This window comes from Clostridium estertheticum (assembly GCF_026650985.1).
GTDB classification, from domain to species: Bacteria; Bacillota; Clostridia; order Clostridiales; family Clostridiaceae; genus Clostridium_AD; species Clostridium_AD estertheticum_C.
In genome coordinates this window covers 4,369,455-4,394,596 of the sequence record NZ_CP086239.1, presented here as the reverse complement: position 1 = coordinate 4,394,596, position 25,142 = coordinate 4,369,455, and the positions used below count along the sequence as shown (strand labels likewise).

Sequence of the window (25,142 nt, the reverse complement as noted above, 5' to 3'; positions counted from 1 at the left end):
TAAAAATATATTAGAGTAAAATTTTTACAAATCATGTTCGCTGTATGTAGCATTTTTACTTTTATATCATAGATTATAGGATACATTAATAATCTTAATTAGTATTGATTTTGTTTATGATATTGTATATACTTACATTGTCTTATAATGTTATCTTTTACATATATAGTCATTGAATAGATAACTTATATAAAATCTATACTTACGGGGGTAATAAAATGGAAAAAACATTAATTACATCATTACTAGTTGTACTCACTACGTCTTTTGTATTTGCTGGGTATACACCAAATAAAATTTCTTCTACAACAAGCAAGTACAATGTTATAGTTGATAGTAACTTTACTGGTACAAATGGTTCTAACGAAGATGGAACTCCAACTTATAAGACTTTAACTGCGGCAGTTGATGAAGCACCAAAAAGTTCAACTAAAAAATATGTTATATATATAAAAGATGGTACATATTATGAAAAGGTTATCATAGACAAGCCTAATATAAGCCTTCTTGGAGAAGATATGAATAAAACAAAACTAACATATGATGTAGCAAGCGGTACCAAAAAAAACGGTACAACTACTACCTATGGCACTTCTGATTCCGCAAGCGTATCTGTTATTGCACCAAATTTCAGTGCCAAAAATTTGACTTTTGAAAATGGTTTTGACTATCCTAAGAATAAATCTAAAGCTAATACAGATACTACAAAACTTAAGGATCCACAAGCTGTAGCTCTAAAATTTGATAAAGAAAGCGACAAAGCATATATTAATGATTGTAAAATTACTGGATATCAAGATACATTGCTCAGTAACGCAGGTACCCAATATTACTCAAATTGCACTATAACAGGATGTATAGATTTTATTTTTGGTGCAGGCCAAGGTTTCTTCAAAAACTGTGATATTGTTTCAATAGATATGAATTCACCTTCTCTTAATGGCTATATTACTGCTGCTAGTACAAATATAAAAAACAAGTATGGCTTTGTATTTTATAAATGTAATATAAAAGCTGAAAGCAAAGAAATAGCGAAAGACTCAGTTTTCCTTGGTAGACCATGGCACCCAACAACTACTTTTGCTGGCGGAATAAAAAAAGCTAATCCAGATGCTATAGGAAGTGTTATTTATTTGGATTGTAATTTAGGATCTCACATTAAAACTGTTGGTTGGGACAAAATGTCTGGGAAAGATCAGGACCAAAATGTAATTTGGTTCACTCCTGAGGAGTCCAGGTTTTATGAATATGGAAGCCAAGGTTCTGGATCAGTTAAAACCGCTTCAGCTACAAGAAAATTCCTTTCAGCAGCAGACGTTAAGGCTTGTACAGAAAACACTGTTTTAAATGGGTGGAATCCACAACAATAATCTAAATCTCAGAGTATATTTTTCTATATGTTTTTTATTATTTCTTCTGTTACACTTTGTATATACTTGATTGGAACAAATGAAAAATACGAAAATATTATTGCAGGATTTTATTAAATGCAATGCTTAATTAAATTTTATTAATGCTCATTTATAATTTAATATTTCAAATCCCCTTGCTTTTGTAGAATAATGGCATAAAAATAAAGAGCTATAATTTTAAAACTATAGCTCTTTCACCCTACTTCTAACAATTAATACAATTAGTACGTAAAAATTTTTCTTCAATTTCACATGCCGATAGAGGTCTACTAAAATAATAACCCTGTATTTGATTACATCCCATTCCTTTTAATAGTTCAATTTGATTCTTTGTTTCTGCCCCTTCTGCAATTACGTCGAGTCCGATTTTTTGTGCAAGTAGTATTATCCCATCTACAATAACTTTTTCTCGCTCATTTGTATCGATATTATCTATAAATGACTTATCTATCTTCAGCGTATTTATAGGTAGACGTTTCAAATAACTAAGCGATGAATATCCCGTCCCAAAATCATCTAAAGCAATAGTTATGCCCAATGCTCTTATTGCAGTTAGTAATTTAATGCTACGCTCGAAATCCTTCATGAAGATACTTTCTGTAATTTCAAGTTCCACAAACTTTGGGTTAATCTTTGTTTCATTTATAATGTTTTTTAGAGTTTCTTCGAAATCATCATTCTGTAATTGAATTCCAGATAGATTTATTGCAATAGTATCATATAAATATCCTTTACTTTTCCATAAACTATTTTGAATGCACACCATTTTTATAATCCACTCACCAATAGAAACTATTAGCCCACTTTGCTCTGCAATAGGTATAAACTCTGCAGGTGATACTTTTCCGAGTTTTGCGCTATTCCACCTTAAAAGTGCTTCAAACCCTTTTAATTTATTGTTTATAATATCTATTTGTGGTTGATAATACATTTCAAACTCATTATTTTCTAGAGCATTCCTTAATCCCTTTTCTATTTCAGCACGTCTTACAATTATAGAACTCATACCTTCATTAAAAAAAGAATACCTTGCTTTACCATTATTTTTAGCACTATACATCGCGGTATCTGCATTTTTTAATAATATATTAGTATCATATCCATCATTCGGGAAGATCGCAATACCAATACTTGCCGAAGTATATACATGTTTATCATCTATTCTTATCGCACAATTTAGCAAGCTTTGAAGTTTTACACATAATTTGCTTATTTTGGAATAATCTTTAATATTTTTCATTAAAATAAAAAATTCATCTCCACCTACTCTTGAAACAAGATCTCTCTCTGCAATAGTAGCTTTAATCAAATTTGCAACATTTATTAACAATTCATCCCCATAGGTATGGCCTAAAGTATCATTAACTTCTTTAAAATTATCTAAATCAATAAACAATATAGCATGTTTAATTTGCTTGTAAGTACCCTTTGATTTAATAATCTCATTTTCTAATGTGCTAATAAATAATTTTCTATTAGGCGTATCTGTTAATATGTCATAATATTTTAATTTATTAATTTCTTCTTCAAAATTTCTTTGAATAGCTATTCCTAAAATGGAGCCTACAATTTTAATTGCAACACCTCTTGTATCTCTAAGGCACATACTTCTAATCAAAAACCATCTATTGTCTATGCCATTAAAATTAAGTTTTAATCTACACTGATAATATAAGATTCCGCCATTAATGAGATCAATAAAATCTTTTATTACAATTTTCCTATCTTCCTCTAAAACAAGTTTAATTATATTTTCAATAGAATTTGCTACCTCTTTTTCATATCCAGTAATGTCATTAAATCTATTAGATGAAGAAAACATTTTAGTTATTAAATCTATTTCCCACATAGCATCATTGGTAGAATCTAAAGATAGTTTGTATCTTTCCTGGCTTTTTTCAATTATTGCTAATTTTTCATGAATTTCATCATATTGCACCCTTAATTTCTCTTTTACTGCTACTGCTTGTCCACATGTAACATAGAATTTTTTGTACCTTTTTCGGAATTTACAAAACCGCTCTCTACCTTTTTTAGTTAATATATTTGAAAAAATTATATATGCTCTTTTAATAAATTTACTTATTTTTATTTTGGCTATTTTTTTTACGTTCACTTATACCCCTCCAGTTATCATGTATGAAACAATTGGTTATATATTTTATATCTTAATATCCATTAATAATATTACTACTATAACTATCGTGGAATTTATATTTTTATTAATGGTTTTTTATAATATAACCTCGGTTTTATATTGTAAACGTTTATCACAGATGCAGATGTACATTACATAATTTTACCATAAATCACCTATATTTTATAAAACAGTAAATTAATTATACCAATATTTACACATAATGCATATTAAAGTTTAAGTTTTTTATTATTCAATAATTTTGAGATAACAAGAATATAAAAATAAAAAAACATAATCCAATTAATTGCCATTATATTTGAAAGTGGATAAACAATATATTATTATAAGTACAATAAAACTAGACTAAATTACGTATTAATCTTTTTACCTATCTTGACATATATACCGCAAGTGATATAATTAATGTAAGCAAATAAATCAATACTAAGATGAGGAAAGTAAGCTATGGTACATTTACAGAGAAGGAATACATTAGCTGGAAGTATTCTTAAATGAAATTAGCTGAAGACTACCTCTGAGCGGCTTCAACAAAGCCCGGTAATTCCGTTATAATTATTAAGTGGTTTATTATATAAACAATTTGGGTGGAACCGCGGGAAATTATAATCTCGTCCCAATTCTATAATTAGAATTGAGACGGGGTTTTTTTATTTTTCAAAAAATATAAGTTTACAAACTTGTTGATAACATTTTTTATTTTTTCATTTCTATAAGAAAAAATTTAAACAAGTATATAAAAGAAAGGAGCAATGTACATGATAAATCTTAAACTAAAAGATGGTTCAATAAAATCTTACGAATCTGAAATAACTGTAATTGAAGTTGCTAGAGATATTAGCGAGGGACTTGGAAGAGTTGCTTGCGCTGGCATGGTAGATGGTGAAACTGTAGATTTACGTTATAAACTCACTAAGGACTGCGAACTTAGTATATTAACTTTTGATAGTGAGGAAGGAAAAAAAGCATTTAGACATACTGCTGCTCATATTTTAGCTCAAGCAGTAAAGAGATTATACCCAAATACTAAACTTGCCATAGGACCTGCTATAGATGGCGGTTTCTACTACGATTTTGATAAACAAAACTCTTTTTCTGCTGAAGATATTAAATTAATAGAAGCAGAAATGAAAAAGATTATTAAAGAAGACCTACCTATAGAAAGGTTTGAGCTTCCAAGAGCTGAAGCTATAGCTTTTATGGGTAAATTAGATGAGAATTTTAAAGTTCAGTTAATTGAAGACCTACCAGTAGATGCAAGCTTATCCTTCTACAGACATGGTGAATTTACAGATCTTTGTGCAGGTCCTCATTTAATGTCTACAAAATATATAAAAGCCTTTAAACTTACTCAAGTTGCAGGTGCTTACTGGAGAGGTAATGAAAAAAACAAAATGCTTAGCCGTATATACGGAACTGCATTTACAAAAAAATCTGATTTAGATGCTCATATAGAGAAAATGGAGGATGCTAAGAAAAGAGATCATAACAAACTTGGACGTGAACTCAAACTCTTTACTACATCAGAAATGATAGGTCAAGGTTTACCTCTACTTATGCCTAATGGCGCAAGGGTAATTCAACTATTACAACGTTTTGTTGAAGATGAGGAAGAAAAAAGAGGTTATGTTCTAACTAAAACACCACTAATGGCTAAAAGCGAATTATATAAAGTATCTGGTCATTGGGATCATTATAAAGATGGAATGTTTGTCCTTGGGGATGAATCTAAGGGTGAGGACGTTATGGCATTACGCCCTATGACATGTCCATTCCAATTTACAATTTACAATGCAGATCAGAAAAGTTATCGTGATCTTCCAATTAGATATGCAGAGACTTCAACATTATTTAGAAATGAATCTTCTGGTGAAATGCATGGTCTTACAAGAGTACGTCAATTCACTATATCTGAGGGTCATTTAGTTGTCACTCCTGAGCAATTAGAGGATGAATTTAAAGGCGTTGTAGATTTAATTCACTTTATGCTCAAAACATTTGGAATTGAAGATGATATAACTTACAGATTCTCTAAATGGGATCCTAATAATAAAGAAAAATATATTGATAACCCAGAGGCCTGGGCACTAACTGAATCTAAGATGAAAGTCATTTTAGATGATCTTAAAATAGACTATAAAACAGCAATTGGTGAAGCTGCTTTCTACGGTCCTAAACTAGATTTACAGATCAAAAATGTTTTTGGTAAAGAAGATACTATAATTACAGTTCAAATTGATTTTCAACTACCAGATAGATTTAACATGACTTATATTGATAAAGCTGGAGTTAAAAAACGTCCATATGTTATTCATAGGACTTCTCTTGGTTGTTACGAAAGAACACTTGCAACGCTTATTGAAAAATATGCTGGTGCTTTCCCAACTTGGCTTGCACCACTTCAAGTTAAAGTATTACCTATTTCTGAGAAATATCATGATTATGCAGAAACAGTAGTAGCAAAACTTAAAGAATCTAGAATTAGAGTAGAAGCTGACTTTAGAGCAGAGAAAATTGGGTATAAAATTCGTGAAGCTCGTAATGAAAGAGTTCCTTTCCTACTAATAGTTGGAGAGAAAGAAGCAGAACTAAACGAAGTTTCTGTTAGAAGCCGTAAAAATGCTGATGAGGGTGCAATCGCACTAGATTCATTTATTACAAGAATTAAAGACGAAATCGATACTAAACTATTATAATAGCTAAATTATTATAACAAAATAAGGCAGTACAAGATAAAATCTTGTGCTGCCTTATTAATATTATAAGAAATCTATTTTTGAATTTTGAAAGAACTTTTTAAAGACACTATTCTATTAAATACTAATTTTTCTGCTGTTGTGTATTTATTATCCACATTGAAATATCCATGTCTAAAGAATTGGAATTTATCATTTGGTTTTGAATCTTTCATGTTTGGTTCTATAAATCCTTGTAATATTTCTATAGAATTTGGATTTATTTGATCTAAGAAAGTTTTTCCTTCTTCTTGCTCATCATCTAAAATTAAGGGTTCATATAATCTAAATTCTGCTGGAAGTGCATTTATTGCATCTACCCAGTGGATTGTTCCTTTAACTTTTCTTCCTGTAAATCCACTACCACTCTTAGTCTCCACATCATAAGTACAATGTAGCTCAGATACATTTCCATCTGCATCCTTAACCATTTCATTGCACTTAATAAAATATGCTCCCTTTAGTCTTACTTCATTACCCACAAATAATCTAAAGTATTTCTTTATTGGATTTTCCATGAAATCTTCTCTTTCTATATATATTTCTCTTGAGAATGACACCTGGCGAGTTCCCATGGATGGATCATCTTGATTGTTCTCAATTTGAAGCATTTCAACCTGAGATTCTGGGTAATTTGTTATAACTACTTTTAAAGGTCTTAAAACAGCCATTGTTCTAGGTGTTTTAGGGCTTAAATCTTCTCTTATAAAGTGCTCAAGCAATTGACCATCTACTTTACTATTAGCTTTTGCAACTCCGATTTCTCTACAAAAATTACGTATAGATTCTGGTGTATAACCCCTACGTCTAAGTCCAGCTATAGTTGGCATACGTGGATCATCCCATGAATCTACTACCTGTTCATCTACTAATTGCTTAAGATTTCTTTTACTCATTACTGTATTTGTTATATTCAATCTTGCAAACTCAATCTGCCTTGGAATACTTTCCATTTCACAATTATTTACAACCCAATCATATAGAGGCCTGTGATCTTCAAATTCTAAAGTACAAATTGAATGTGTAACTCCCTCAATTGCATCTTCTATTGGATGTGCATAATCATACATAGGATAAATACACCATTTATCTCCCGTATTATGATGAATTGCATGAGATATACGATAAATTACTGGATCTCTCATGTTTATATTAGGAGAAGTCATATCAATTCTAGCCCTTAAAACCTTTGCTCCATCGGGGAATTCACCTTTTCTCATACGATCAAATAAGTCTAGATTTTCTTCGATTGTTCTATTTATGTATGGGCTAACTTTGCCAGGTTCTCTTAAAGTACCTCTGTATTCTTTCATTTCTTCAGCTGTTAAATCACAAACATAAGCTTTACCTTTTTTTATTAATAACACGGCACGCTTATACATCTCATCAAAATAATTAGATGCAAAAAATAAATTGTCCCACTGAAATCCGAGCCATTTTACGTCTTCTTCTATAGATTTAACATACTCTTTATCCTCTTTCGCTGGATTAGTATCATCAAAACGTAAGTTAGTCATACCGTTAAATTCATCTGCTAATTGAAAGTTTATAATAATCGCTTTTGCATGCCCAATATGCAAATATCCGTTTGGCTCCGGCGGAAAACGAGTAATTATTTTTTTATGTTTTCCTGTTTCTATATCTTCCATAACAATGTTTCTTATAAAATTTGATGAACTGGTCTTAGTTTCCATGTTTGGCACCTTCCTTTTAATCTAGCAAACTTGTAATATCCCCTACCGTAATCCAGATTACTCGAGAGAACTCTTACACATAAGAGTTCTCTCGCATTAAGAAGACTTCCACATAACAATCTTACTCGTAAATCTGATTGCGAGTAAGGTTGGATGCAAGTAAGCCAAATCACATGTAAGTTCAGTCGCTTGTAAGTTTTATGTATATCTACTAAATATATCACAAAAACAGATTTTTTCCTAGGATTTAAACGTTTCATGGCATTAAATATTAAATTTTTAAATTATATTTATAGTCTTCCCATATTAACCAAATTCTAGTTCATTAATACGAATCTTAATTGAATTTCCATTTAAATTTCTTATTTGGAGCCATATACGAGAATTTTTATACCTATCTCCCATACACCATATCAATTACCCTCTGACATTTTAAAACATCATCAAAATCAGCAGCTATGCTTTGAGATGAATTATCATAAATCTTATTTGCGAAATTTATAAGTGACGCTGTATGACAATTTTGGAAATATCCCAAAGAATTTCTTTTATCCGCATAAAATTTTAATAAGTTATCCCCTGCTGCTACATTTTTTATCTCTGTTGAATTACTTTCATAACTATATACTTCAATTTCATAAGGATTGTTAAAATTAATCTTTATACTGCCATGACTTCCGTAAACTACGTAATCATCCGTTTGTTCTCTTTCAGTAAATACTCTTGAAACCTCAAGGCTTCCGATTACACCATTTTTTAATGTAAATTCACAATTTGTAATTTCATCTACTTCTGATCTGTCTTTAAAGAAAATTCTAGATTTTGCATCTACTCCCTCTATATCTCCCATAGTAAATTGTATCATGTCAATTAAATGGACACCTAAATCCATTAGTGCCCCACCACCAGAACTTTTTCCAGTTCTCCATGTATCCTTTTTATTTTCATTTAAATAGCTATCATGATAAGTTCTCACTTTAAAATCTATAATCTTGCCTATTGTCTCTTTTTCAAGTTCCTCTTTTAATAATGATAAAGCTGGCATAAATCTATAAACTAGAGCTACAGAATTTTTTATATTGTTCTCCTTAACAAGTCTTGCCATTTCCATTGCGTCTTTAAGATTTGTAGCTAGCGGTTTTTCGCAGTAAATAGCTTTGCCGTATTTTACTGCCTTTACCACATTGTCAAAGTGGACATTATTGGGTGTACATATGTCAATAAAATCAATCTCTTCATCCTTAAGTACCTCTTCAATATCTGTGACGTTTACAACTCCACTAATAGGAAGAATCATAGGATCCCTAGTTACAATATATTTTAAATTTAACTCATAAGGAAGTGAAAACCTTAAGTTAGCATCATAAACTGCTAATGAATGTGTTTTCGCTATCCCACCAAATCCTATCATTGCAAAATTTATTTTTTTCATAAGTATATACCTCACTTTCATATCAATATCTTTAGATAAAGATTACCACTAACCATGTTTATTTACTACAATTTTAGATTAATTCTACATTCATCTTTTCTAATTCCGAGCAGCTTTTCTCATCTGGAACTTCACCTAAATCAGATATTTCTGTAAATTCATAAGTTACATCATAATAAAATCTCTTGTTTTCTATGACTAAATACACTTTTTCCCTGAACTTCCTCGGATCTCTCCTCTGCAAACATAGTATCCCACTTGCCCTATTAATCATTCATTAATTATCTAGTACACACTTTTCTAATACTAAAAAAGCATCCTTACCGCAATCACTCTTAAGAACGCTCAGACAAGTCCAAATGATTATAAGGGTCTAGTAGTAAGGGTTGCAGGTTAGAGTGCATTTTTATAGAACTCAGCCATGAGATTCAAGATGATATTATAAGAAGAACTAAACATACCCTAATAGGAAGTAACTATATGAAAGCATTAATTTTTAATATTCAAAGATACTCCCTACACAATTACTCTGAAATTAGAACAATTGCATTCTTTAAAAATTATTGGCATGATATAAGTTTATGTGCAAATAAAATTAAGAATTATAATAAATGGCAGATAAATATGTTATACTATTTACATACTGCATTTTATGGTGTACAGAAAATATTTACAAATTTTGCATTGTAGGTACAGTTACTACGACTTTAACAATCGATTCTTATAAAATCAGAATCTTCCTCATATTTTTATGATATCAGGAAAGTTATAAGTGATGAATAAGCATTTAAATTTTAGGAGGCTATATTAATGGAAAAAACAGTTAAAATATTAAATGAACAAGGGTTACACGCAAGACCAGCTTCTATCTTTGTAAAAACTGCAAGCAAGTTTAAGTCTACTGTTAGTATCGTACATGGTACTGGCGTTGCAAATGCAAAATCTATAATAAACATAATGAGTTTAGGACTTAAAAAAGACGAAGAAATTAAAATCGTTACAGAAGGCGCAGATGAAAAAGAAGCTATGGATGCTTTAGTAAGCCTTGTAGAAAATAAATTTGGCGAAGAATAGTCAAAGTTATAATTTAAAATACTGCAGTAAATAAGCATTGATTACCTATTACTACTCGGATATTTTATGAAATTAATATCTGAGTAGTAATATTTTTTTGTAGTTATACTAATTTTATTAGATAAGAAAAATTAAAAGTAAATTGACATGTGCTAAGTGCATAGTAATTATTCATTTGCATAAAAGATTGCCTCATAGTATGCTTCTGGCAACCACTTTTCATCTAATTTTAGTTGTTTAGAAATTTTTGATACCTCATCCCACTTACCTTCTTCATAATTTATAATTAAATCAAGTAATTTTCTATATTCATTATTGCAACTCCCATCTAAAGCACCCTTAACTTCAATTGGCAACAATAATTCCTCAAGTATTTGTTCTAGTGGTACATCCAAAAGTAAATCCACCATAGAAAATAGACCTATTATATAAGCATTAAATGAATTAGCACCTTTATTAATTTTACATAATATTAATTCTGAAAACCTTGCCCTTGTTAATGATTCTATTACTATGATTTCTGCTTTATCCGCTCCCATAGTTTTAAAAACTATTAAATACAACCACTTTTTTATTTCTTTTTCTCCAAGTAGTGTCAACGCTTGTTTAATAGACTTTATTTTACTTCTAAAAACATAATTTGCTGAATTTATTAGTCTTAAAAGTTTAAATGATAATGATACATCTTTTTTTATTAGCTCTTCTATTTTATCTATATCAAAGCTGCCACTATTAATTTCTTTTAATAACTTCATATAAACAATCTTATTTTCTGATATTCTTTTTCCTGATACTATTAGTGGTCTACTAAAATAATACCCTTGGAAGTATGAATACCCAAATGAAACAGCTTCATGAAATTCTTCCATAGTTTCAACTTTTTCTGCTATAAAGCAGACATGGGTGGAGTTCACTTGTTCAATCACTTTTTTTCGATCATGCCCTTTAGTTATTTTAAAATCCACTTTAATTATATCTGCTACCTCTATAAGTTTTATGTACTTTCTTGAATAAACAAAATCATCTAAGGCTATAAGATAACCTTGTTTTTTTAAATTCGTACATAACTCTACTATTTCCTCTGTAGGTTCTATATTCTCTAATATTTCAATTATTACCGTTTCTGGCGGCAAAACCATAAAAATGTCTGATTTTAAAATATTTTCAGTAAAATTAATAAACGCTTTTTTACCTCCCGTTACTTCCTGAATCCCTATATTTACAAAACAGTTTTTTATAACTTCAACAGTTGCCTTATCTCCATCTTCCGCTTGGTATATGTTTTTTCCGCTATCTCTAAATAACAATTCATATCCAAGTAATTTGTTAAATTTATCAAGAATTGGTTGTCTTGCTAAAAAAACATCCATACTATCCCTCCATTAAAATACATTTAAGATGTATTATGTTTATTATACATAATATTACACGGATTTACAATATCGCATATAAGATGCAATATATTTTGTTTACACTATTAATAAAACAACCGAATTTAAACTAATATAAATATTTTTAGACTAATATAAATGTTTTAAAATAATAAATAAACCCCACCTTAATTTAAGGCGGGGGTTAATCATTATTTTAAACTGTCATATATCTCAGACAAATTCGCTTCCATACTCTCTAGATAACCTTTATTATCTTCACTGCTTTCTATTGTATATATCTTTTGTACTTTAGCCCCTACTTCTTTTGCAAGAGTTTCAGACACTCTAGGACTTGCAAGTTCCTCCATGAAAATAACTTTTACTCCATATTTTTTCGATAACTCGACTATTTTTTTTAGTTTCTGAGGAGTTGGCTCTCCCCCTGCGAATACATCTTCTACACTATTTTGTGTTAACCCAAAATCTCTGCACAAATAACCAAAGGCTGCATGACCGGTAACAAAATTCTTGTTTTTTATCCCTGCGAATTTTAAATTATATTCACTATAAAGTTTATCAAGTTTCTTTGAAAACTCTTCATAATTTTTCTCATAATATACTTTATTCTTTTTATCTGCTTTAACCATAGCATCTTTTATGTTTTTAGTTTGAATTTTAGCATCTTTTAAGCTAAGCCATATATGTGGATCAAATTGTCCATGTTCCTGAACTTCATCACCCTGGCTTTTTATTGGATTTATTCCAAGCGACGAATCAACAACAACTAAATTCTTATTATCTATAGCACTTAGAGTTTTAGAGGCCCATGTTTCCATTCCAAATCCAGAATAGACAAACAAATCGGCATCACTTATACTTTTCATATCCTTAATTTTAGGTTCAAAATCATGCGGCTCAACGCCTTCTGGCACTACTACTTTTACTTGTACTTTATCCTTACCCACAGCCTCTGCAAACTCCTTCAATGGATTAAAAGACACAACTACCTGTAGCTTTGACTTATCAATTTTCACAGTACCCATAGCTTCTTCTTTCATATTAAGTGTAGACTTTGAGCATCCCACTAGTGTAAATATAATACATGTTAAAAGCATCATACTAATAATTTTTTTCAATGTTTTTTCACTCCTTAAATCATTTCCTTCAATTTACTTATAAATATTAAAAGCCCCTAAAAGGCGCTTTTTAGTTGTTGCAAGTCATTTGCATTTCTTCTTATAATATACTCAAGTATTTGTACCTTGTCAATACTTTAATTATTTCCATTATTTAAGGTTATAACTTATGCCTCATCATTCTTATGTAGCATACAAAAAGAGTATGCATTATTACAATACATACTCTTTTCCATAACTAAACATAAATCATAAAACTTAGCCTTATTATATTTCCATTATTATTGGTATAATTATAGGTCTTCTCTTAGTTTTTATATATAAGAATTGGCCTAAAGCATTCCTAATACTAGATTTTATTACTGCCCATTCTTTAATTTTATTACCTAAGCACTGTTCTAATTCTTTTCGTACAATATCTCTAGCCTCATTAATAAGTTCATTAGATTCTTTCATGTATACGAATCCTCTTGTTATTATGTCCGGCCCTGCTACAATGCTATAAGTCTCTCTTTCTATAGTAACTACCACAGTAAGGATACCCTCTTCAGCTAAGTGCTTTCTATCACGAAGCACAATGTTCCCAACATCTCCAACACCAAGCCCATCTACCATTATAGCTCCCGTTTGAATTCTTCCAGCTATTCTACATTCACTTGGGGATACTTCTAATATCTGTCCAGTTTCTGCTATAAAAATATTATCAGGACTCATTCCTAATTTTTCTGCAAGTAGCGCATGTTGTTTTAGATGTCTATATTCACCATGTACTGGCATAAAATATTTAGGTCGTACTAATGCGTGCATTAATTTTAATTCTTCCTGACACGCATGCCCTGAAACATGAATCTCTTCTGTAGTATTGTATATTACATTTGCTCCCTTTTTAAAGAGTTCATTTATAACATTGTATATGAACTTTTCGTTTCCTGGGATAGGAGATGCAGATAAAATAATCAAATCTCCCTTTTGTATCTGAATACTTCTATGAGTATTTGATGCCATCCTTGTTAATGCAGCTAGTGGCTCACCTTGACTACCCGTAGTTACTATTGTTACCTTATCATCAGGATAGTTATGAAGATCTGCTACTGCAACTATAGCTTCAGCTGGTATATGCAAATATCCTAGATTCATAGCTATTTCAGATATTCTTTCCATACTTCTTCCGCTAAATGCTATTTTTCTTCCGTAGAAAATTGATGCATTTGCAATTTGCTGTATTCTATGGATGTTTGATGCGAATGACGCTACTATAATTCTACCCTCAGCTTTATAGAAAATTTTCTTTAAATTTTCTCCAATTACTTTTTCAGATATAGTAAAACCAGGACGCTCTACATTAGTACTATCAGCCATGAGTAATAAAACCCCTTGACCACCTAATTTTGCAAATCTCTCTAAATCTATAACTTCTCCATCTATTGGAGTATAATCTATTTTGAAATCTCCCGTATGTATAATTCTTCCAATAGGAGTGTGTATACAAAGCGAGCATGCATCCGCTATACTATGGCTAACTCTTATGAATTCTACACTAATTTTATCAAGCTTAACTATATCCCCAGCTTTTACTACATTTAGTGTACAATCTGCGAGTATTCCATGTTCTTGTAACTTATTTTCTACAAGTCCTAGTGTTAGACATGTTCCGTACACTGGTATATTCAGCTGTTTTAAAACATAAGGTAATGCTCCTATATGGTCTTCATGACCATGAGTTAGAAAAATCCCTTTTACTCTGTCTTTATTTTCCAAAAGATATGTTATATCTGGAATAACCAAATCTACTCCATACATATCTACATCTGGAAACGAAATTCCACAATCTATAACAATAATTTCCTCTTTATATTCTATCGCAGTAATGTTTTTCCCAATTTCTCCAAGTCCACCTATTGGGATAACTCTGATTTTATTTTTACCCTTACTTCTATAATTATTATTCACTATTTCCCCGATTTCTAAATATTAGGCATTCTATCCATCCAATATTTTCGTTCTGTTTACTAAACAAAATGGTAGTATCACAGAATATAATTACTTAGGTCAGTACCGCTTACTACAATTAACATTGATCCTTTAGCCGCGGAGCTGCTCATCTTCTAAAGATGCATTAACCACTTCACAAGGAGCTTTAGATTTCCACCCATAAAATGAGATACTCCCTTATGAAACTTCGTTAATTTACTATTCCAAGTGTTTTTTTCCTATTAACTAACCATAAATCAGGTTTTCACCTACCTTTTCTTTTATATTTTTATTACAATTACTTTATAATGATTTATTTTTGTGAGAGAATAGTTTGTATTTCCGATATCCAAATCTATTTCACCTATTGTCATTGTTTCATCATATTAATATTTTCAATAGTCTCAGCTTTCTCTAGCTTTTCACTATTTTCAATATTTTTAGCCATTTTTTCTCTTTTTTCCTTTCTCCTTTCTTATAAAATTTTTGAATGTTTTTAATGAATTTATATTTTAAAGTGCTGCCTTTTTAAAACACCACTCTCTTTATACATATATTTTTATATTATTATTCATATTTTAAGACTACTCACTGTATGAGTTCTTTATAATTCCCTAATAACTACATTCTATGCCAATGCATTATACTAATCCAATGTAATTATAACATATTATATTTGATTATAATATAAAAAATGTTAAGAATAATTGCAATAGATTAAAATATCACATTATTCAAACTTAAATTATCGTTTTATTTCTACATTTATACTATACAAGAATAGTAAACATATACAAACGTTACTTATCGTATAAAAAAATAACTAGCATATTCACTAGTTATTTTAGAAAATACTTTATGAAATTTAGCACTATTCTAAGTTAGCTGCTTTCTTATTTAAAATAATTCTCTTTGTAAATAGTCCACCTTGCTTAAGATAATGCAAAACATACTCATTATCATAAACATTATGTATTTCTAATTTTATTATTCCTTTTGTTTTTAGGACTAATTTCACTTTATTAAATTCATCAATTTCAGCTTTTTCAGTTAGCATAGTATAGACAAGCTTTTGTGAATACATAGCCCAAGTTTCTAATAATTCATCAAGTGGTGAGTTTACATCTATATTCATTTATTTCCTCCTTGTATAATATAAGTAATATTACTATATTTACTTCTTATTTTTTCTTGTACATTCCTATTATATATAATTCATTATATATAATCAACTTACATTATAAATACGGCTGATATATTTTACTATATTTGCTTCTAAACACTACGAATTATTATACACATTTATAATTATTGCCACTTTTTAGAAAATAAAACAATTATTATTTATTTATTTTGATTTAATTAAATCTGCAGATACAATATAACGATTTGGAGCATCCCCAATAAAATTGAATGGATAGCAGGTTGTCAGCGTAAGGACTGCTCGACTTGTAGGTACGATTACTGTTCTGTCATCTTTACCTACTATTCGTGTGCCTTTCACCTCATAAGTGAATATACCCGCTGATGTTTGCACAATCAATTGGTCTCCAATCTTAAGCTTCCCTATTCCACTAAACACAGTATCGCGATGTCCAGAAAGAACGCAATTATCTTTTTCTCCAGGAAGCACACTTTGCTTAAAGTGACCTACTCCTTTCTTTAACTCATTTTCGCCAGTCCCTTGGACAATAGGCAATTTCTTATTTAGAGTTGTCATAGTCAAACTACCAATGCTATCACCATCCTTTGGATATACAGGATAAAGCTTCTTATTTGCTACTTTCGTTGCAGATTTAGAAATATGGCTTGGAACTGCATTCACAGAAAAATTAGACTGTAACAATATACTATATGCTGCAAAAGCAACGATTCCTATCCCAAAGCCCATAAACACAAGAGACATAAGCTTAAACCCGGTAATTTTGCTCCATAATGTTTTCAACTTATTCATAACGTTTCCTACCTTTTAATCCTAAAGCTCCAAGAAGCGTTAATGCAGTTCCTATAAGAAGTAACTCATATAAATGAGTAGAAGTATTCGGAAGTTGACCTCCCTTAACTGTATGTATAACACTTATTTGTTCTCCTCCTAAGTTACTACCGTTGTTATCTATATATTCATCAATTAGATCACCTGTTGATTCGTCAAACATATTAACATAACTAAATGAATTTGCTGAAGTAAGTGTTGGTATTATAACATTTACTTTTCCGTTAATATTATTGTTATTTACTTCATAATGTACACCCACTGTGTATGTTCCTGTTGGTATAATTTCAGTTGCGACATCAGCTGCATCTCCACTTTGCGTAAATACTTTATCTATCTTTGGCATATCTAAAACAAGTTCTATATCGCCTTTCGTACCTATTACGTATCCATTTTCATTTATTGTATAAGCAAGATCAATTCCTTTATCTCCAAGTATCTTTACATCTTTAAGCTTGTCCATAATTTGATTGAATTCATCCAAAAAACCTTGTGATTCAAGTAGAGTAAACATATTATCGATATCTGCTTTCATACTATTAACTTCAACGGTTGATGCTCCAGTATTTTTCATTTCAGTTACTATTAAATCTCTTATAAGATTTTGTACTTCTTCGTTCTTAGCAGTTAAATTAACTACTTTTCTTATAAGATTTTTGAATTGAGTATCATCAATTCTAACTCTATACACACTTCCATCCTTAGATATAAAATTATAACCGGCGCCAAGTTGTGCTGAATATTTTTGGAATAAAGTTATAATTGATTGCTGTAGTTCTTTGTTTTCACTAAGCATTTTTCCAAAATCCAGGTTGCCTATTTCCGATTGAATTCCTGGTGTTTTATTCATCTCATCAAAATCTATTAACATATATTTATTAACATTCTCAGGTGACACCATCATTTCAAATAGTTGCGGTGATTTTACGATTTCTTTAACTATAGGGGTTTTACCTGTAAGATTTATGTCGCTCCATAATTCTCCAGCGTATGGATTTCCACCTACATTCGCTGACATTTTAACATATTGTTTTGAAATAGTTCCGTCACTATTTCCAGCTGTCTTAGCATCAAAACTTACTTGTAAATTGTTTAACATATCACTTATCATCTCAAAATCCTCTTGGTCTTGTTTTGAAAGTCCTTTCGCCTTAAATGCCAAGATAATTTTACCATTGCTTTCCATAGTCTTTACTGAATTTGTCTTTAATATGGCATCTGAGAGCGTTTTCGTTTGCGCATTTACTATAGATATTGGTAATACAAAAAACAACATAACTATAGCAATTATAAAGGAACATCCTCTTAATTCAAATTTTGTCATATCATCTACCTCCGTGTAATATTTTTTCATAACTTTAAAACTATATCATAATGTTAACAAACGGTAAACATGATTTAAAACCCACATTTGGTCAATTTTTCTTATTATATAATACTAAATATTATGACAATAATATAAAGTTAGCTTACTATCAAATTTGAGTTTAATTTGCTTCCATAATCAAAAAAAATAATCTATGATTTAAGTTAAAATCATAGATTATTTTAAGTTTTAAAACATTTATGCTATTTATTATAATGAGGTATCAGTTGTTTTTCTTTCATTAAACCAAAACAGTGACCATACAAACACTGGCAAAAACGAAAAAACTAAATATACCATACCAAATTCATTTCCTAGTATTCCAAGTCCTGCTGATAAGCCCAAAAATAACATAGTACAACTCATTTTATAGTCATGAAAATTGTGACTTACAATTCTTATTAATTTGTTTTTTTTCACTGAAAACACCTCCAATTTGTTTTATATATTAAAATTATTGTTATTATTTTAATAATCTATTTATCTAAACTAAAGAGTCAATATCTATGACAGATGATTAAATTCCATAGGAATCTGATGTCGTTAAAATTCCTTATTATTATAAATGTGGATTGAAATCATTAGCGAAATCATAAAAATAATTAAGCCTATTGTTAGAGCTATAAAGTTTTGAGTTAAAGTAGAAGTGTTATTTATAAAATAATTAAATTTCTGTACAAAAAAGTTATTGGGATTTTTAATAACATAACTCATAGCATTCATTGGTACGAAAAAAAATATCATGAATATTACCATAGTAAAAATCTTGATTTTAGCAACTCCAAATTTAAAATAAACAGGATAATATATAGAACTAAATATGCATATAGACATTATAACTAAAACAATATCCAACAATGAAATTGATCCAATAAACTTTAAACGTCCAGTGGCATTGCCTATAGCACCCACTAATGTAGAGCAGATAATCCCTATAATTCCAAACACAAATATTGACATATATTTTGATATAACAATATCAGATCTTTTAAGTGGTAAACTATTTAATATAACTTCACTATTGTTTTTATCATCATATTGCACTGCAAGAGTTATATACAAGTAGGTGATTACCATGGGTGACATTACATATAACCCAAATCCATTAGGAAATATAGTAGAAAAACAAACGAATACAAAAGCAGCGTAAAGAAGAGCATATATAATAGTCTTTTTCTGAATAAGAATATCCTTTATTATTAGATTAACCATTAAAGATTCCCCCTAACCGTATATACCATAATGTCCTCAAGTGATGCCTTTTCAATAATGCCTCTGCCTTTAAATATCTCCCTCGCTTTAGTAATATCCTTTGTTAGAGCCTCAAATCCAAAACTATTTTCTTTTACGCTTACAAATTCTCTCCTAATATCATTGTCTAAAAGTTCTTTACTTCCTTTAACTATTCCATAATTTTCAATAATTTCATCCTTAGTCCTTGAGAAAACTAATTTTCCTTTATTAATAAAAGTAATATAATCAGCTATCTTTTCAAGGTCAGTAGTTATGTGAGTTGAAAAGAATATACTTACATTTTCATCTTGAATTACATTATACAAAATATCTATGAGTTCACTTCTGAATACTGGATCTAGTCCAGAAGTAGGTTCATCCATTATAATAAACTCTGCATTATGGCAAAGAGCTAATGCTAGAGAAAATTTCATTTTCATTCCTTTTGATAGATTTTTAATTTTATTCTTTTTAGGCAGTTCAAATTCTTTTATATACTTTTCAAACAAGGTATCATTCCAACTTTTATAGAAAGGTCGAAGAATGTTTTTCATTTCTATGATGTTTAATTCTTCATAAAAATAATTTTCGTCATAAACAAATCCGATTTTCTGCTTAATTTCTTTATTATGCTTTATATTATCTAATCCAAAAACATTTATATCTCCACTATTTTTTTTAATAAGATTCATTATAAGTTTTATAGTGGTACTCTTACCTGAACCATTTGGGCCTATAAACCCCATTATAGATCCTCTTTCAACATTAAAAGTTAAATTATCTAGAGTGAAATCCTTATAAGACTTATTTAAATTTTTTATTTCCAAGATGTTATCCATGTTTGTTCCCCCTTAATTAGTTCAAAACTAAAAATTTAATTATGTATTAATTTTTTTCGGTATATAGTATTGCTAACATACTTTGTAATTCTTCTAAACTTAAATTTAAAAACTTACTTTCAGATACAACACCAGCTAGGTTTTCTTCTATAGTTTTTAATCTTTTTTCTCTTATTAGATCTTTGTTTTGACATGATACATACGAACCTTTTCCAGGAACAGTCTCTATAAATCCTTCTTTTTCAAGTTCTTCATATGCTCTTTTAGTTGTTATAACACTTATAAGAAGCTCTTTTGCTAAACTTCTTATAGAAGGTAAGGCATCCCCCTGTGCTAATTCTTCTTTCATAATGGCAGTTTTAATTTGAGTCACTATTTGTTCATAAATTGGATCCTGCGATGAATTTGAAATTATAATATTCATAATTCGCTCCTTTGTAACTAGTGTATATAATCAGTATATACACGATAGCATTTAATGTCAACATTATTTTAACCTTTAAATTAATAATATGTAAAAAATAACTTTTTAATATTACCACAAATAAAAAAAGCCTCACATTTAGCCTATTATGACTTAATGTGAGGCTTGTCCCTATCTAGTTTAACCTAAGCTTTTCTATAAACATAAGAAACCAAGATGAGAAACTTTTTTATTAACGTACAATAAAAAATTTATTTGCTCATTGCTTCTTGTACTGCAACTGCAACTGCAACTGAAGCACCAACCATAGGGTTATTTCCCATACCGATAAGTCCCATCATTTCAACATGAGCTGGAACAGATGAAGAACCTGCGAATTGTGCATCTGAATGCATTCTTCCCATAGTATCAGTCATTCCGTATGAAGCTGGACCTGCTCCCATATTATCTGGGTGAAGTGTTCTTCCTGTACCACCACCTGATGCTACTGAGAAGTATTTCTTACCTGCTTCTAATCTTTCTTTCTTATAAGTTCCAGCAACTGGATGTTGGAATCTTGTTGGGTTTGTAGAATTTCCTGTAATTGATACATCTACATCCTCTGAATGCATTATTGCAACGCCTTCACGCACATCATCTGCACCGTAACATCTAACTTTAGCTTTTTCTCCATCAGAATAAGCTGTTTCTTTAACTACTTTTAATTCACTAGTATAGTAATCAAATTTTGTTTGAACATAAGTAAATCCATTAACTCTTGAAATTATATAAGCTGCATCTTTTCCAAGACCATTAAGTATTACTTTTAAAGGTTTAGTTCTTACTTTATTAGCAGCTCTTGCAAGACCAATTGCGCCTTCAGCAGCTGCAAATGATTCATGTCCAGCTAGGAATGCAAAACATTTAGTCTCTTCTCTTAGTAGCATAGCTGCTAAGTTACCATGACCAATTCCAACTTTTCTATCATCTGCAACAGAACCTGGTATACAAAATGATTGAAGTCCTTCGCCTATATAAACTGCAGCATCTGCAGCCTTAGTACAACCATTTTTAATTGCAATAGCTGCTCCTACGCAGTATGCCCAACAAGCATTTTCAAATGCTATTGGTTGAATTCCTTTAACTATTCCAAAAACGTCGATACCTTTATCTTCACATATTTTTCTTGCTTCTTCTAGTGAATTTATTCCGTGTTTTTTTAATACGGGTAGTATCTGATCTATTCTTCTTTCATAACTCTCAAATAAAGCCATTATATTATTCCTCCTTTTTATATTATTTTTGTCTTGGGTCGATTACTGTTACTGCTTCGTCAAATCTACCATAAGTTCCAGTAGCTTTTTCCATAGCTTCGTTAGCATCCATACCTTTTTTAACCATATCCATCATTTTTCCAAGTTGAATGAATTTATAACCAATTATTTCACTATTTTTATCAAGTGCAATATTAGATACATAACCTTCAGCCATTTCTAAGTATCTTGGTCCTTTAGCAAGTGTTCCATACATAGTACCAACTTGACTTCTAAGGCCTTTGCCTAAGTCTTCAAGTCCAGCACCGATAGGTAGTCCACCTTCTGAGAATGCAGTTTGAGTTCTTCCGTATACTATTTGAAGGAATAATTCTCTCATAGCTGTGTTTATTGCATCACATACTAAATCTGTATTTAATGCTTCTAAAATAGTTTTTCCTGGAAGTATTTCTGCAGCCATTGCAGCTGAGTGAGTACTACCTGAGCATCCTATTACCTCAACTAATGCTTCTTGTATTATTCCATCTTTTACGTTTAATGTAAGCTTACAGGCACCTTGTTGAGGAGCACACCAGCCAATTCCGTGAGTTAAACCTGAGATATCTTTAATTTCTTTACTTTGTACCCATTTTCCTTCTTCAGGAATTGGTGCTGAACCATGATTAGGTCCTTTAGCAACACAAATCATTTCTGAAACTTCTGTTGAATAAATCATAATATTATCTCCTTCCTTATGTAGATGGTAATTTAATAAACTTTATAATTAGCGGGCACTAAAAAATCCCACTGGGTCAACATTGAAATATCTTAACAAGTCTATTTTAGCAAACATAATCTAATTTAACAATAGTATTAATAGAAGTTGATAATTTAGTTACAAACTTATTTAATGTAATAACTCTCATTTTTGAAATAATTAATTGAATATTTCCTTTAAATTAATTATAATTATGTAAAACAACCTCTTGCCTTAATTAAATTAATTATATTGGGGGATATTAATATGGAAAATGAAAATGACAATTCAGATTCAGAAAAACTTGTACGTGAAATAATTGATCAAGGAGAAACCTTCAACGATATTGAAGAAGATCTATTGCATGAATTAATAGAGAATAGGATGTCTACGAACAGTAACATTGACCATGCACAAACTACAACTTTTGGTAATAAGATGGCTGATAAAATAGCAGCTTCAGTTGGAAGCTGGAGTTTTATAATTGCTGCACTTGCTATTATAGCAATATGGATAATTATAAATACTATTTTAAAAAAATTATTTGACCCATTTCCATTTATACTTCTTAATCTAGTTTTATCTTGCACTGCCGCTATTCAAGCTCCTGTAATAATGATGAGTCAGAATAGACAAGAGGACAAAGACAGGATAAAATCAAAAAATGATTATAAAATAAATCTTAAATCAGAATTAATTACTCAAGATCTACATAAAAAGATGGATTACCTAATCGATAATCAAAAAATATTAGTAAAAAATCAAGCAAAAATATTAGAGTTTATTGAAAAAAGTGCCACCCACGTGGCAAGTGGCAAGTAATGCCACTTGGGTGGCACATGGCAAGTATTAATTTTATAAGGAGATAAACATGAATAATTATGAAGAAAACTCACTAAAAGAAATGTTTTTATGGCAAGAAAAGATGAAAAAGGAACCTTCTTTTTCAAGCGATTTTGCTAAGGATATACAAAACAAGATGAATAACTTACTCCCTGATAAAATTCAAGATATTATTAATACTTCAATTGAAAATATGACAAAGCTTGTACTCACCGGTTCTGAATATACAGCAAAACCCCCACTTACTAATACCTCCCTTGAAGACCGTGAAATTTTGGCAAAAAGCAGTATTGATTTTTATAGAAAAGCTGCAACTGTAAGCGGTGCCGGAACTGGGGCGTCAGGACTTTTAATAGGTCTTGCAGACTTCCCTATTCTTCTAAGTTTAAAAATGAAATTTCTGTATGAAATAGCTAGTATTTATGGTTTTGATGTTCGAGATTATAAAGAAAGATTATATATTCTATATGTTTTTCAATTAGCTTTTTCAAGTGACAAAAGAAGAATTGAAATATATACTCAAATATCCAATTGGGACAATCACGTAAAAAATTTGCCTGAGGATGTAAACTTTTTTGATTGGAAAACTTTTCAACAAGAATATAGAGATTATATAGATTTGGCAAAAATGTTACAGCTTGTTCCAGGCATTGGATTAGTTGTTGGCGCATATGCCAATTATAAACTGATGAACAAATTATACGATACAGCAATTAACGCATATAGATTAAGGATTTTTAAAAAGTAATATATATAACTAAAAATAACCCTCAAATTAATTTAATTAAGCTGAGGGTTGTTTTTTATTCTATATTTTTAAAATATAATTAGAATTTTTCTGATAATATTTCAAAATATCCTTGAGGATGTGCACATGCTGGACATAATTTAGGAGCGCTTTTTCCCTCGAAAATATAACCACAATTGCCACATTTCCACATAACTACTTCTTCTTTATCGAATACTGTATTATTTTCTACATTGCTTAGTAATTGTCTATATCTTTCTTCATGATGTTTTTCAACCTCAGCAATTTTTCTATAAATTACAGCTATCTCTGGAAAACCTTCTTCATCAGCGACTTTTGCAAATGCTGGGTAAAGATCTGACCATTCTTCATTTTCTCCATTAGCTCCTGATAATAAATTTACCTTTGTATCTCCAAGTGCTACAGGATATGTTGCATTAATTTCTACAACTTCTCCACATAAATCTTTATTTAAAAACTTAAAGAATCTTTCAGCATGTTCTTTCTCATTTGCTGCCGTTTCTGTGAATATGTTAGATATTTGTATGTACCCTTCTTTTTTTGCTACAGATGAATAATAAGTATATCTATTTCTAGCTTGTGATTCACCCGCAAATGATTTCATAAGATTTTGAGCCGTTTCTGTTCCTTTTAATGTTTTCATAAAAATCCCTCCTTGTTTTCCTCCGCAGAGAAAATAATTGTATATTAACTTATTCTAT

24 protein-coding genes and 1 other annotated feature are annotated in these 25,142 nt (G+C 30.1%); of the genes, 7 read left to right on the top strand and 17 right to left on the bottom strand.

The features are described 5' to 3' along the window. The first annotated feature begins 218 nt into the window (after window positions 1-218). A complete protein-coding gene (locus LL038_RS21160; RefSeq protein WP_216123133.1) occupies window positions 219-1,370 on the top strand; it encodes a pectinesterase family protein in 1,152 nt (383 codons plus the stop codon). 247 nt (window positions 1,371-1,617) lie between these two features. On the opposite strand, the gene LL038_RS21155 is transcribed toward LL038_RS21160, so the two are convergent. After that, window positions 1,618-3,528 (bottom strand): putative bifunctional diguanylate cyclase/phosphodiesterase, encoded by a 1,911-nt coding sequence (locus tag LL038_RS21155; protein WP_216123142.1) that lies wholly within the window; start codon window positions 3,526-3,528, stop codon window positions 1,618-1,620. 461 nt (window positions 3,529-3,989) lie between these two features. Continuing rightward, window positions 3,990-4,192 (top strand) — a binding site (T-box leader). A gap of 136 nt (window positions 4,193-4,328) precedes the next feature. Here LL038_RS21155 and thrS point away from each other — a divergent pair. Beyond that, a complete protein-coding gene (gene thrS, locus LL038_RS21150) occupies window positions 4,329-6,266 on the top strand; it encodes a threonine--tRNA ligase (RefSeq protein WP_216123144.1) in 1,938 nt (645 codons plus the stop codon). A 74-nt stretch (window positions 6,267-6,340) separates the two neighbouring features. Here the strand turns inward: thrS and LL038_RS21145 are convergent, their stop codons facing one another. The 3 genes from LL038_RS21145 to LL038_RS21135 form a co-directional block, all read right to left on the bottom strand. Beyond that, window positions 6,341-7,999, bottom strand: coding sequence for a glutamine--tRNA ligase/YqeY domain fusion protein (locus LL038_RS21145; RefSeq protein WP_216123242.1), 1,659 nt, complete (start codon window positions 7,997-7,999; stop codon window positions 6,341-6,343). A gap of 394 nt (window positions 8,000-8,393) precedes the next feature. Continuing rightward, the gene (locus LL038_RS21140) at window positions 8,394-9,431 is read right to left on the bottom strand and encodes a Gfo/Idh/MocA family protein (RefSeq protein WP_216123146.1); all 1,038 of its coding nucleotides are present in this window, start codon (window positions 9,429-9,431) and stop codon (window positions 8,394-8,396) included. Window positions 9,432-9,504: 73 nt separating this feature from the next. Further along, window positions 9,505-9,639: a hypothetical protein gene (locus tag LL038_RS21135; protein ID WP_268055924.1), complete on the bottom strand. Its 135-nt coding sequence runs from the start codon at window positions 9,637-9,639 to the stop codon at window positions 9,505-9,507. Window positions 9,640-9,747: 108 nt separating this feature from the next. Here LL038_RS21135 and LL038_RS25745 point away from each other — a divergent pair, with 108 nt between their 5' ends. From LL038_RS25745 to LL038_RS21125, 3 genes are all read left to right on the top strand, one after another. Beyond that, window positions 9,748-9,828 (top strand): glycine radical domain-containing protein, encoded by an 81-nt coding sequence (locus LL038_RS25745; protein ID WP_418921893.1) that lies wholly within the window; start codon window positions 9,748-9,750, stop codon window positions 9,826-9,828. Between the two features lie 83 nt (window positions 9,829-9,911). Next, complete coding sequence (locus tag LL038_RS21130) at window positions 9,912-10,121, top strand: hypothetical protein (protein ID WP_216123148.1); 210 nt, start codon at window positions 9,912-9,914, stop codon at window positions 10,119-10,121. A 120-nt stretch (window positions 10,122-10,241) separates the two neighbouring features. Next, the gene (locus tag LL038_RS21125) at window positions 10,242-10,505 is read left to right on the top strand and encodes an HPr family phosphocarrier protein (RefSeq protein WP_216123150.1); all 264 of its coding nucleotides are present in this window, start codon (window positions 10,242-10,244) and stop codon (window positions 10,503-10,505) included. A 167-nt stretch (window positions 10,506-10,672) separates the two neighbouring features. On the opposite strand, the gene LL038_RS21120 is transcribed toward LL038_RS21125, so the two are convergent. The 12 genes from LL038_RS21120 to LL038_RS21065 form a co-directional block, all read right to left on the bottom strand. Beyond that, window positions 10,673-11,875: an EAL and HDOD domain-containing protein gene (locus LL038_RS21120; RefSeq protein ID WP_216123153.1), complete on the bottom strand. Its 1,203-nt coding sequence runs from the start codon at window positions 11,873-11,875 to the stop codon at window positions 10,673-10,675. Window positions 11,876-12,087: 212 nt separating this feature from the next. Continuing rightward, a complete protein-coding gene (locus LL038_RS21115; RefSeq protein ID WP_375293006.1) occupies window positions 12,088-13,014 on the bottom strand; it encodes a metal ABC transporter solute-binding protein, Zn/Mn family in 927 nt (308 codons plus the stop codon). Between the two features lie 267 nt (window positions 13,015-13,281). Continuing rightward, complete coding sequence (locus tag LL038_RS21110; RefSeq protein WP_375293007.1) at window positions 13,282-14,964, bottom strand: ribonuclease J; 1,683 nt, start codon at window positions 14,962-14,964, stop codon at window positions 13,282-13,284. Between the two features lie 892 nt (window positions 14,965-15,856). Beyond that, window positions 15,857-16,120, bottom strand: coding sequence for a hypothetical protein (locus tag LL038_RS21105; protein WP_216123155.1), 264 nt, complete (start codon window positions 16,118-16,120; stop codon window positions 15,857-15,859). A 213-nt stretch (window positions 16,121-16,333) separates the two neighbouring features. Beyond that, complete coding sequence (locus tag LL038_RS21100) at window positions 16,334-16,939, bottom strand: class D sortase (RefSeq protein WP_216123157.1); 606 nt, start codon at window positions 16,937-16,939, stop codon at window positions 16,334-16,336. Beyond that, the gene (locus LL038_RS21095) at window positions 16,932-18,302 is read right to left on the bottom strand and encodes a hypothetical protein (protein ID WP_216123159.1); all 1,371 of its coding nucleotides are present in this window, start codon (window positions 18,300-18,302) and stop codon (window positions 16,932-16,934) included. Before LL038_RS21095 ends, LL038_RS21100 begins: the two co-directional genes overlap by 8 nt. A gap of 252 nt (window positions 18,303-18,554) precedes the next feature. Continuing rightward, window positions 18,555-18,764, bottom strand: coding sequence for a hypothetical protein (locus LL038_RS21090; RefSeq protein WP_216123162.1), 210 nt, complete (start codon window positions 18,762-18,764; stop codon window positions 18,555-18,557). Window positions 18,765-18,887: 123 nt separating this feature from the next. Continuing rightward, window positions 18,888-19,556, bottom strand: coding sequence for an ABC-2 transporter permease (locus LL038_RS21085; protein ID WP_216123163.1), 669 nt, complete (start codon window positions 19,554-19,556; stop codon window positions 18,888-18,890). Then, a complete protein-coding gene (locus LL038_RS21080; protein WP_216123165.1) occupies window positions 19,556-20,416 on the bottom strand; it encodes an ABC transporter ATP-binding protein in 861 nt (286 codons plus the stop codon). The genes LL038_RS21085 and LL038_RS21080 overlap by 1 nt, the downstream gene beginning before the upstream one ends. 46 nt (window positions 20,417-20,462) lie before the next feature. Beyond that, window positions 20,463-20,840: a GntR family transcriptional regulator gene (locus LL038_RS21075; RefSeq protein ID WP_216123167.1), complete on the bottom strand. Its 378-nt coding sequence runs from the start codon at window positions 20,838-20,840 to the stop codon at window positions 20,463-20,465. Between the two features lie 251 nt (window positions 20,841-21,091). Next, window positions 21,092-22,093, bottom strand: coding sequence for a GGGtGRT protein (locus tag LL038_RS21070; RefSeq protein ID WP_216123168.1), 1,002 nt, complete (start codon window positions 22,091-22,093; stop codon window positions 21,092-21,094). Between the two features lie 22 nt (window positions 22,094-22,115). Continuing rightward, complete coding sequence (locus LL038_RS21065) at window positions 22,116-22,808, bottom strand: iron-sulfur cluster assembly scaffold protein (protein WP_071614550.1); 693 nt, start codon at window positions 22,806-22,808, stop codon at window positions 22,116-22,118. 288 nt (window positions 22,809-23,096) lie between these two features. On the opposite strand from LL038_RS21065, the gene LL038_RS21060 reads away from it, so the two are divergent. Together LL038_RS21060 and LL038_RS21055 are read left to right on the top strand one after the other, a co-directional pair. Beyond that, complete coding sequence (locus LL038_RS21060) at window positions 23,097-23,651, top strand: DUF1003 domain-containing protein (RefSeq protein WP_216123170.1); 555 nt, start codon at window positions 23,097-23,099, stop codon at window positions 23,649-23,651. A gap of 49 nt (window positions 23,652-23,700) precedes the next feature. Continuing rightward, complete coding sequence (locus LL038_RS21055) at window positions 23,701-24,420, top strand: EcsC family protein (protein WP_216123172.1); 720 nt, start codon at window positions 23,701-23,703, stop codon at window positions 24,418-24,420. 79 nt (window positions 24,421-24,499) lie between these two features. On the opposite strand, the gene rbr is transcribed toward LL038_RS21055, so the two are convergent. Further along, window positions 24,500-25,084 (bottom strand): rubrerythrin, encoded by a 585-nt coding sequence (gene rbr / locus LL038_RS21050; protein WP_216123173.1) that lies wholly within the window; start codon window positions 25,082-25,084, stop codon window positions 24,500-24,502. Between the last annotated feature and the right edge of the window lie 58 nt (window positions 25,085-25,142).

What these genes read in the sequence shown, in the direction of transcription:
- LL038_RS21160 (WP_216123133.1), top strand. Translation starts at nt 219, where the DNA reads ATGGAAAAAACATTAATTACATCATTACTAGTTGTACTCACTACGTCT.
- thrS (WP_216123144.1), top strand. Translation starts at nt 4,329, where the DNA reads ATGATAAATCTTAAACTAAAAGATGGTTCAATAAAATCTTACGAATCT.
- LL038_RS21145 (WP_216123242.1), bottom strand. Translation starts at nt 7,999, where the DNA reads ATGGAAACTAAGACCAGTTCATCAAATTTTATAAGAAACATTGTTATG.
- LL038_RS21140 (WP_216123146.1), bottom strand. Translation starts at nt 9,431, where the DNA reads ATGAAAAAAATAAATTTTGCAATGATAGGATTTGGTGGGATAGCGAAA.
- LL038_RS21130 (WP_216123148.1), top strand. Translation starts at nt 9,912, where the DNA reads ATGAAAGCATTAATTTTTAATATTCAAAGATACTCCCTACACAATTAC.
- LL038_RS21125 (WP_216123150.1), top strand. Translation starts at nt 10,242, where the DNA reads ATGGAAAAAACAGTTAAAATATTAAATGAACAAGGGTTACACGCAAGA.
- LL038_RS21120 (WP_216123153.1), bottom strand. Translation starts at nt 11,875, where the DNA reads ATGGATGTTTTTTTAGCAAGACAACCAATTCTTGATAAATTTAACAAA.
- LL038_RS21105 (WP_216123155.1), bottom strand. Translation starts at nt 16,120, where the DNA reads ATGAATATAGATGTAAACTCACCACTTGATGAATTATTAGAAACTTGG.
- LL038_RS21100 (WP_216123157.1), bottom strand. Translation starts at nt 16,939, where the DNA reads ATGAATAAGTTGAAAACATTATGGAGCAAAATTACCGGGTTTAAGCTT.
- LL038_RS21095 (WP_216123159.1), bottom strand. Translation starts at nt 18,302, where the DNA reads ATGACAAAATTTGAATTAAGAGGATGTTCCTTTATAATTGCTATAGTT.
- LL038_RS21085 (WP_216123163.1), bottom strand. Translation starts at nt 19,556, where the DNA reads ATGGTTAATCTAATAATAAAGGATATTCTTATTCAGAAAAAGACTATT.
- LL038_RS21080 (WP_216123165.1), bottom strand. Translation starts at nt 20,416, where the DNA reads ATGGATAACATCTTGGAAATAAAAAATTTAAATAAGTCTTATAAGGAT.
- LL038_RS21075 (WP_216123167.1), bottom strand. Translation starts at nt 20,840, where the DNA reads ATGAATATTATAATTTCAAATTCATCGCAGGATCCAATTTATGAACAA.
- LL038_RS21070 (WP_216123168.1), bottom strand. Translation starts at nt 22,093, where the DNA reads ATGGCTTTATTTGAGAGTTATGAAAGAAGAATAGATCAGATACTACCC.
- LL038_RS21065 (WP_071614550.1), bottom strand. Translation starts at nt 22,808, where the DNA reads ATGATTTATTCAACAGAAGTTTCAGAAATGATTTGTGTTGCTAAAGGA.
- LL038_RS21060 (WP_216123170.1), top strand. Translation starts at nt 23,097, where the DNA reads ATGGAAAATGAAAATGACAATTCAGATTCAGAAAAACTTGTACGTGAA.
- LL038_RS21055 (WP_216123172.1), top strand. Translation starts at nt 23,701, where the DNA reads ATGAATAATTATGAAGAAAACTCACTAAAAGAAATGTTTTTATGGCAA.
- rbr (WP_216123173.1), bottom strand. Translation starts at nt 25,084, where the DNA reads ATGAAAACATTAAAAGGAACAGAAACGGCTCAAAATCTTATGAAATCA.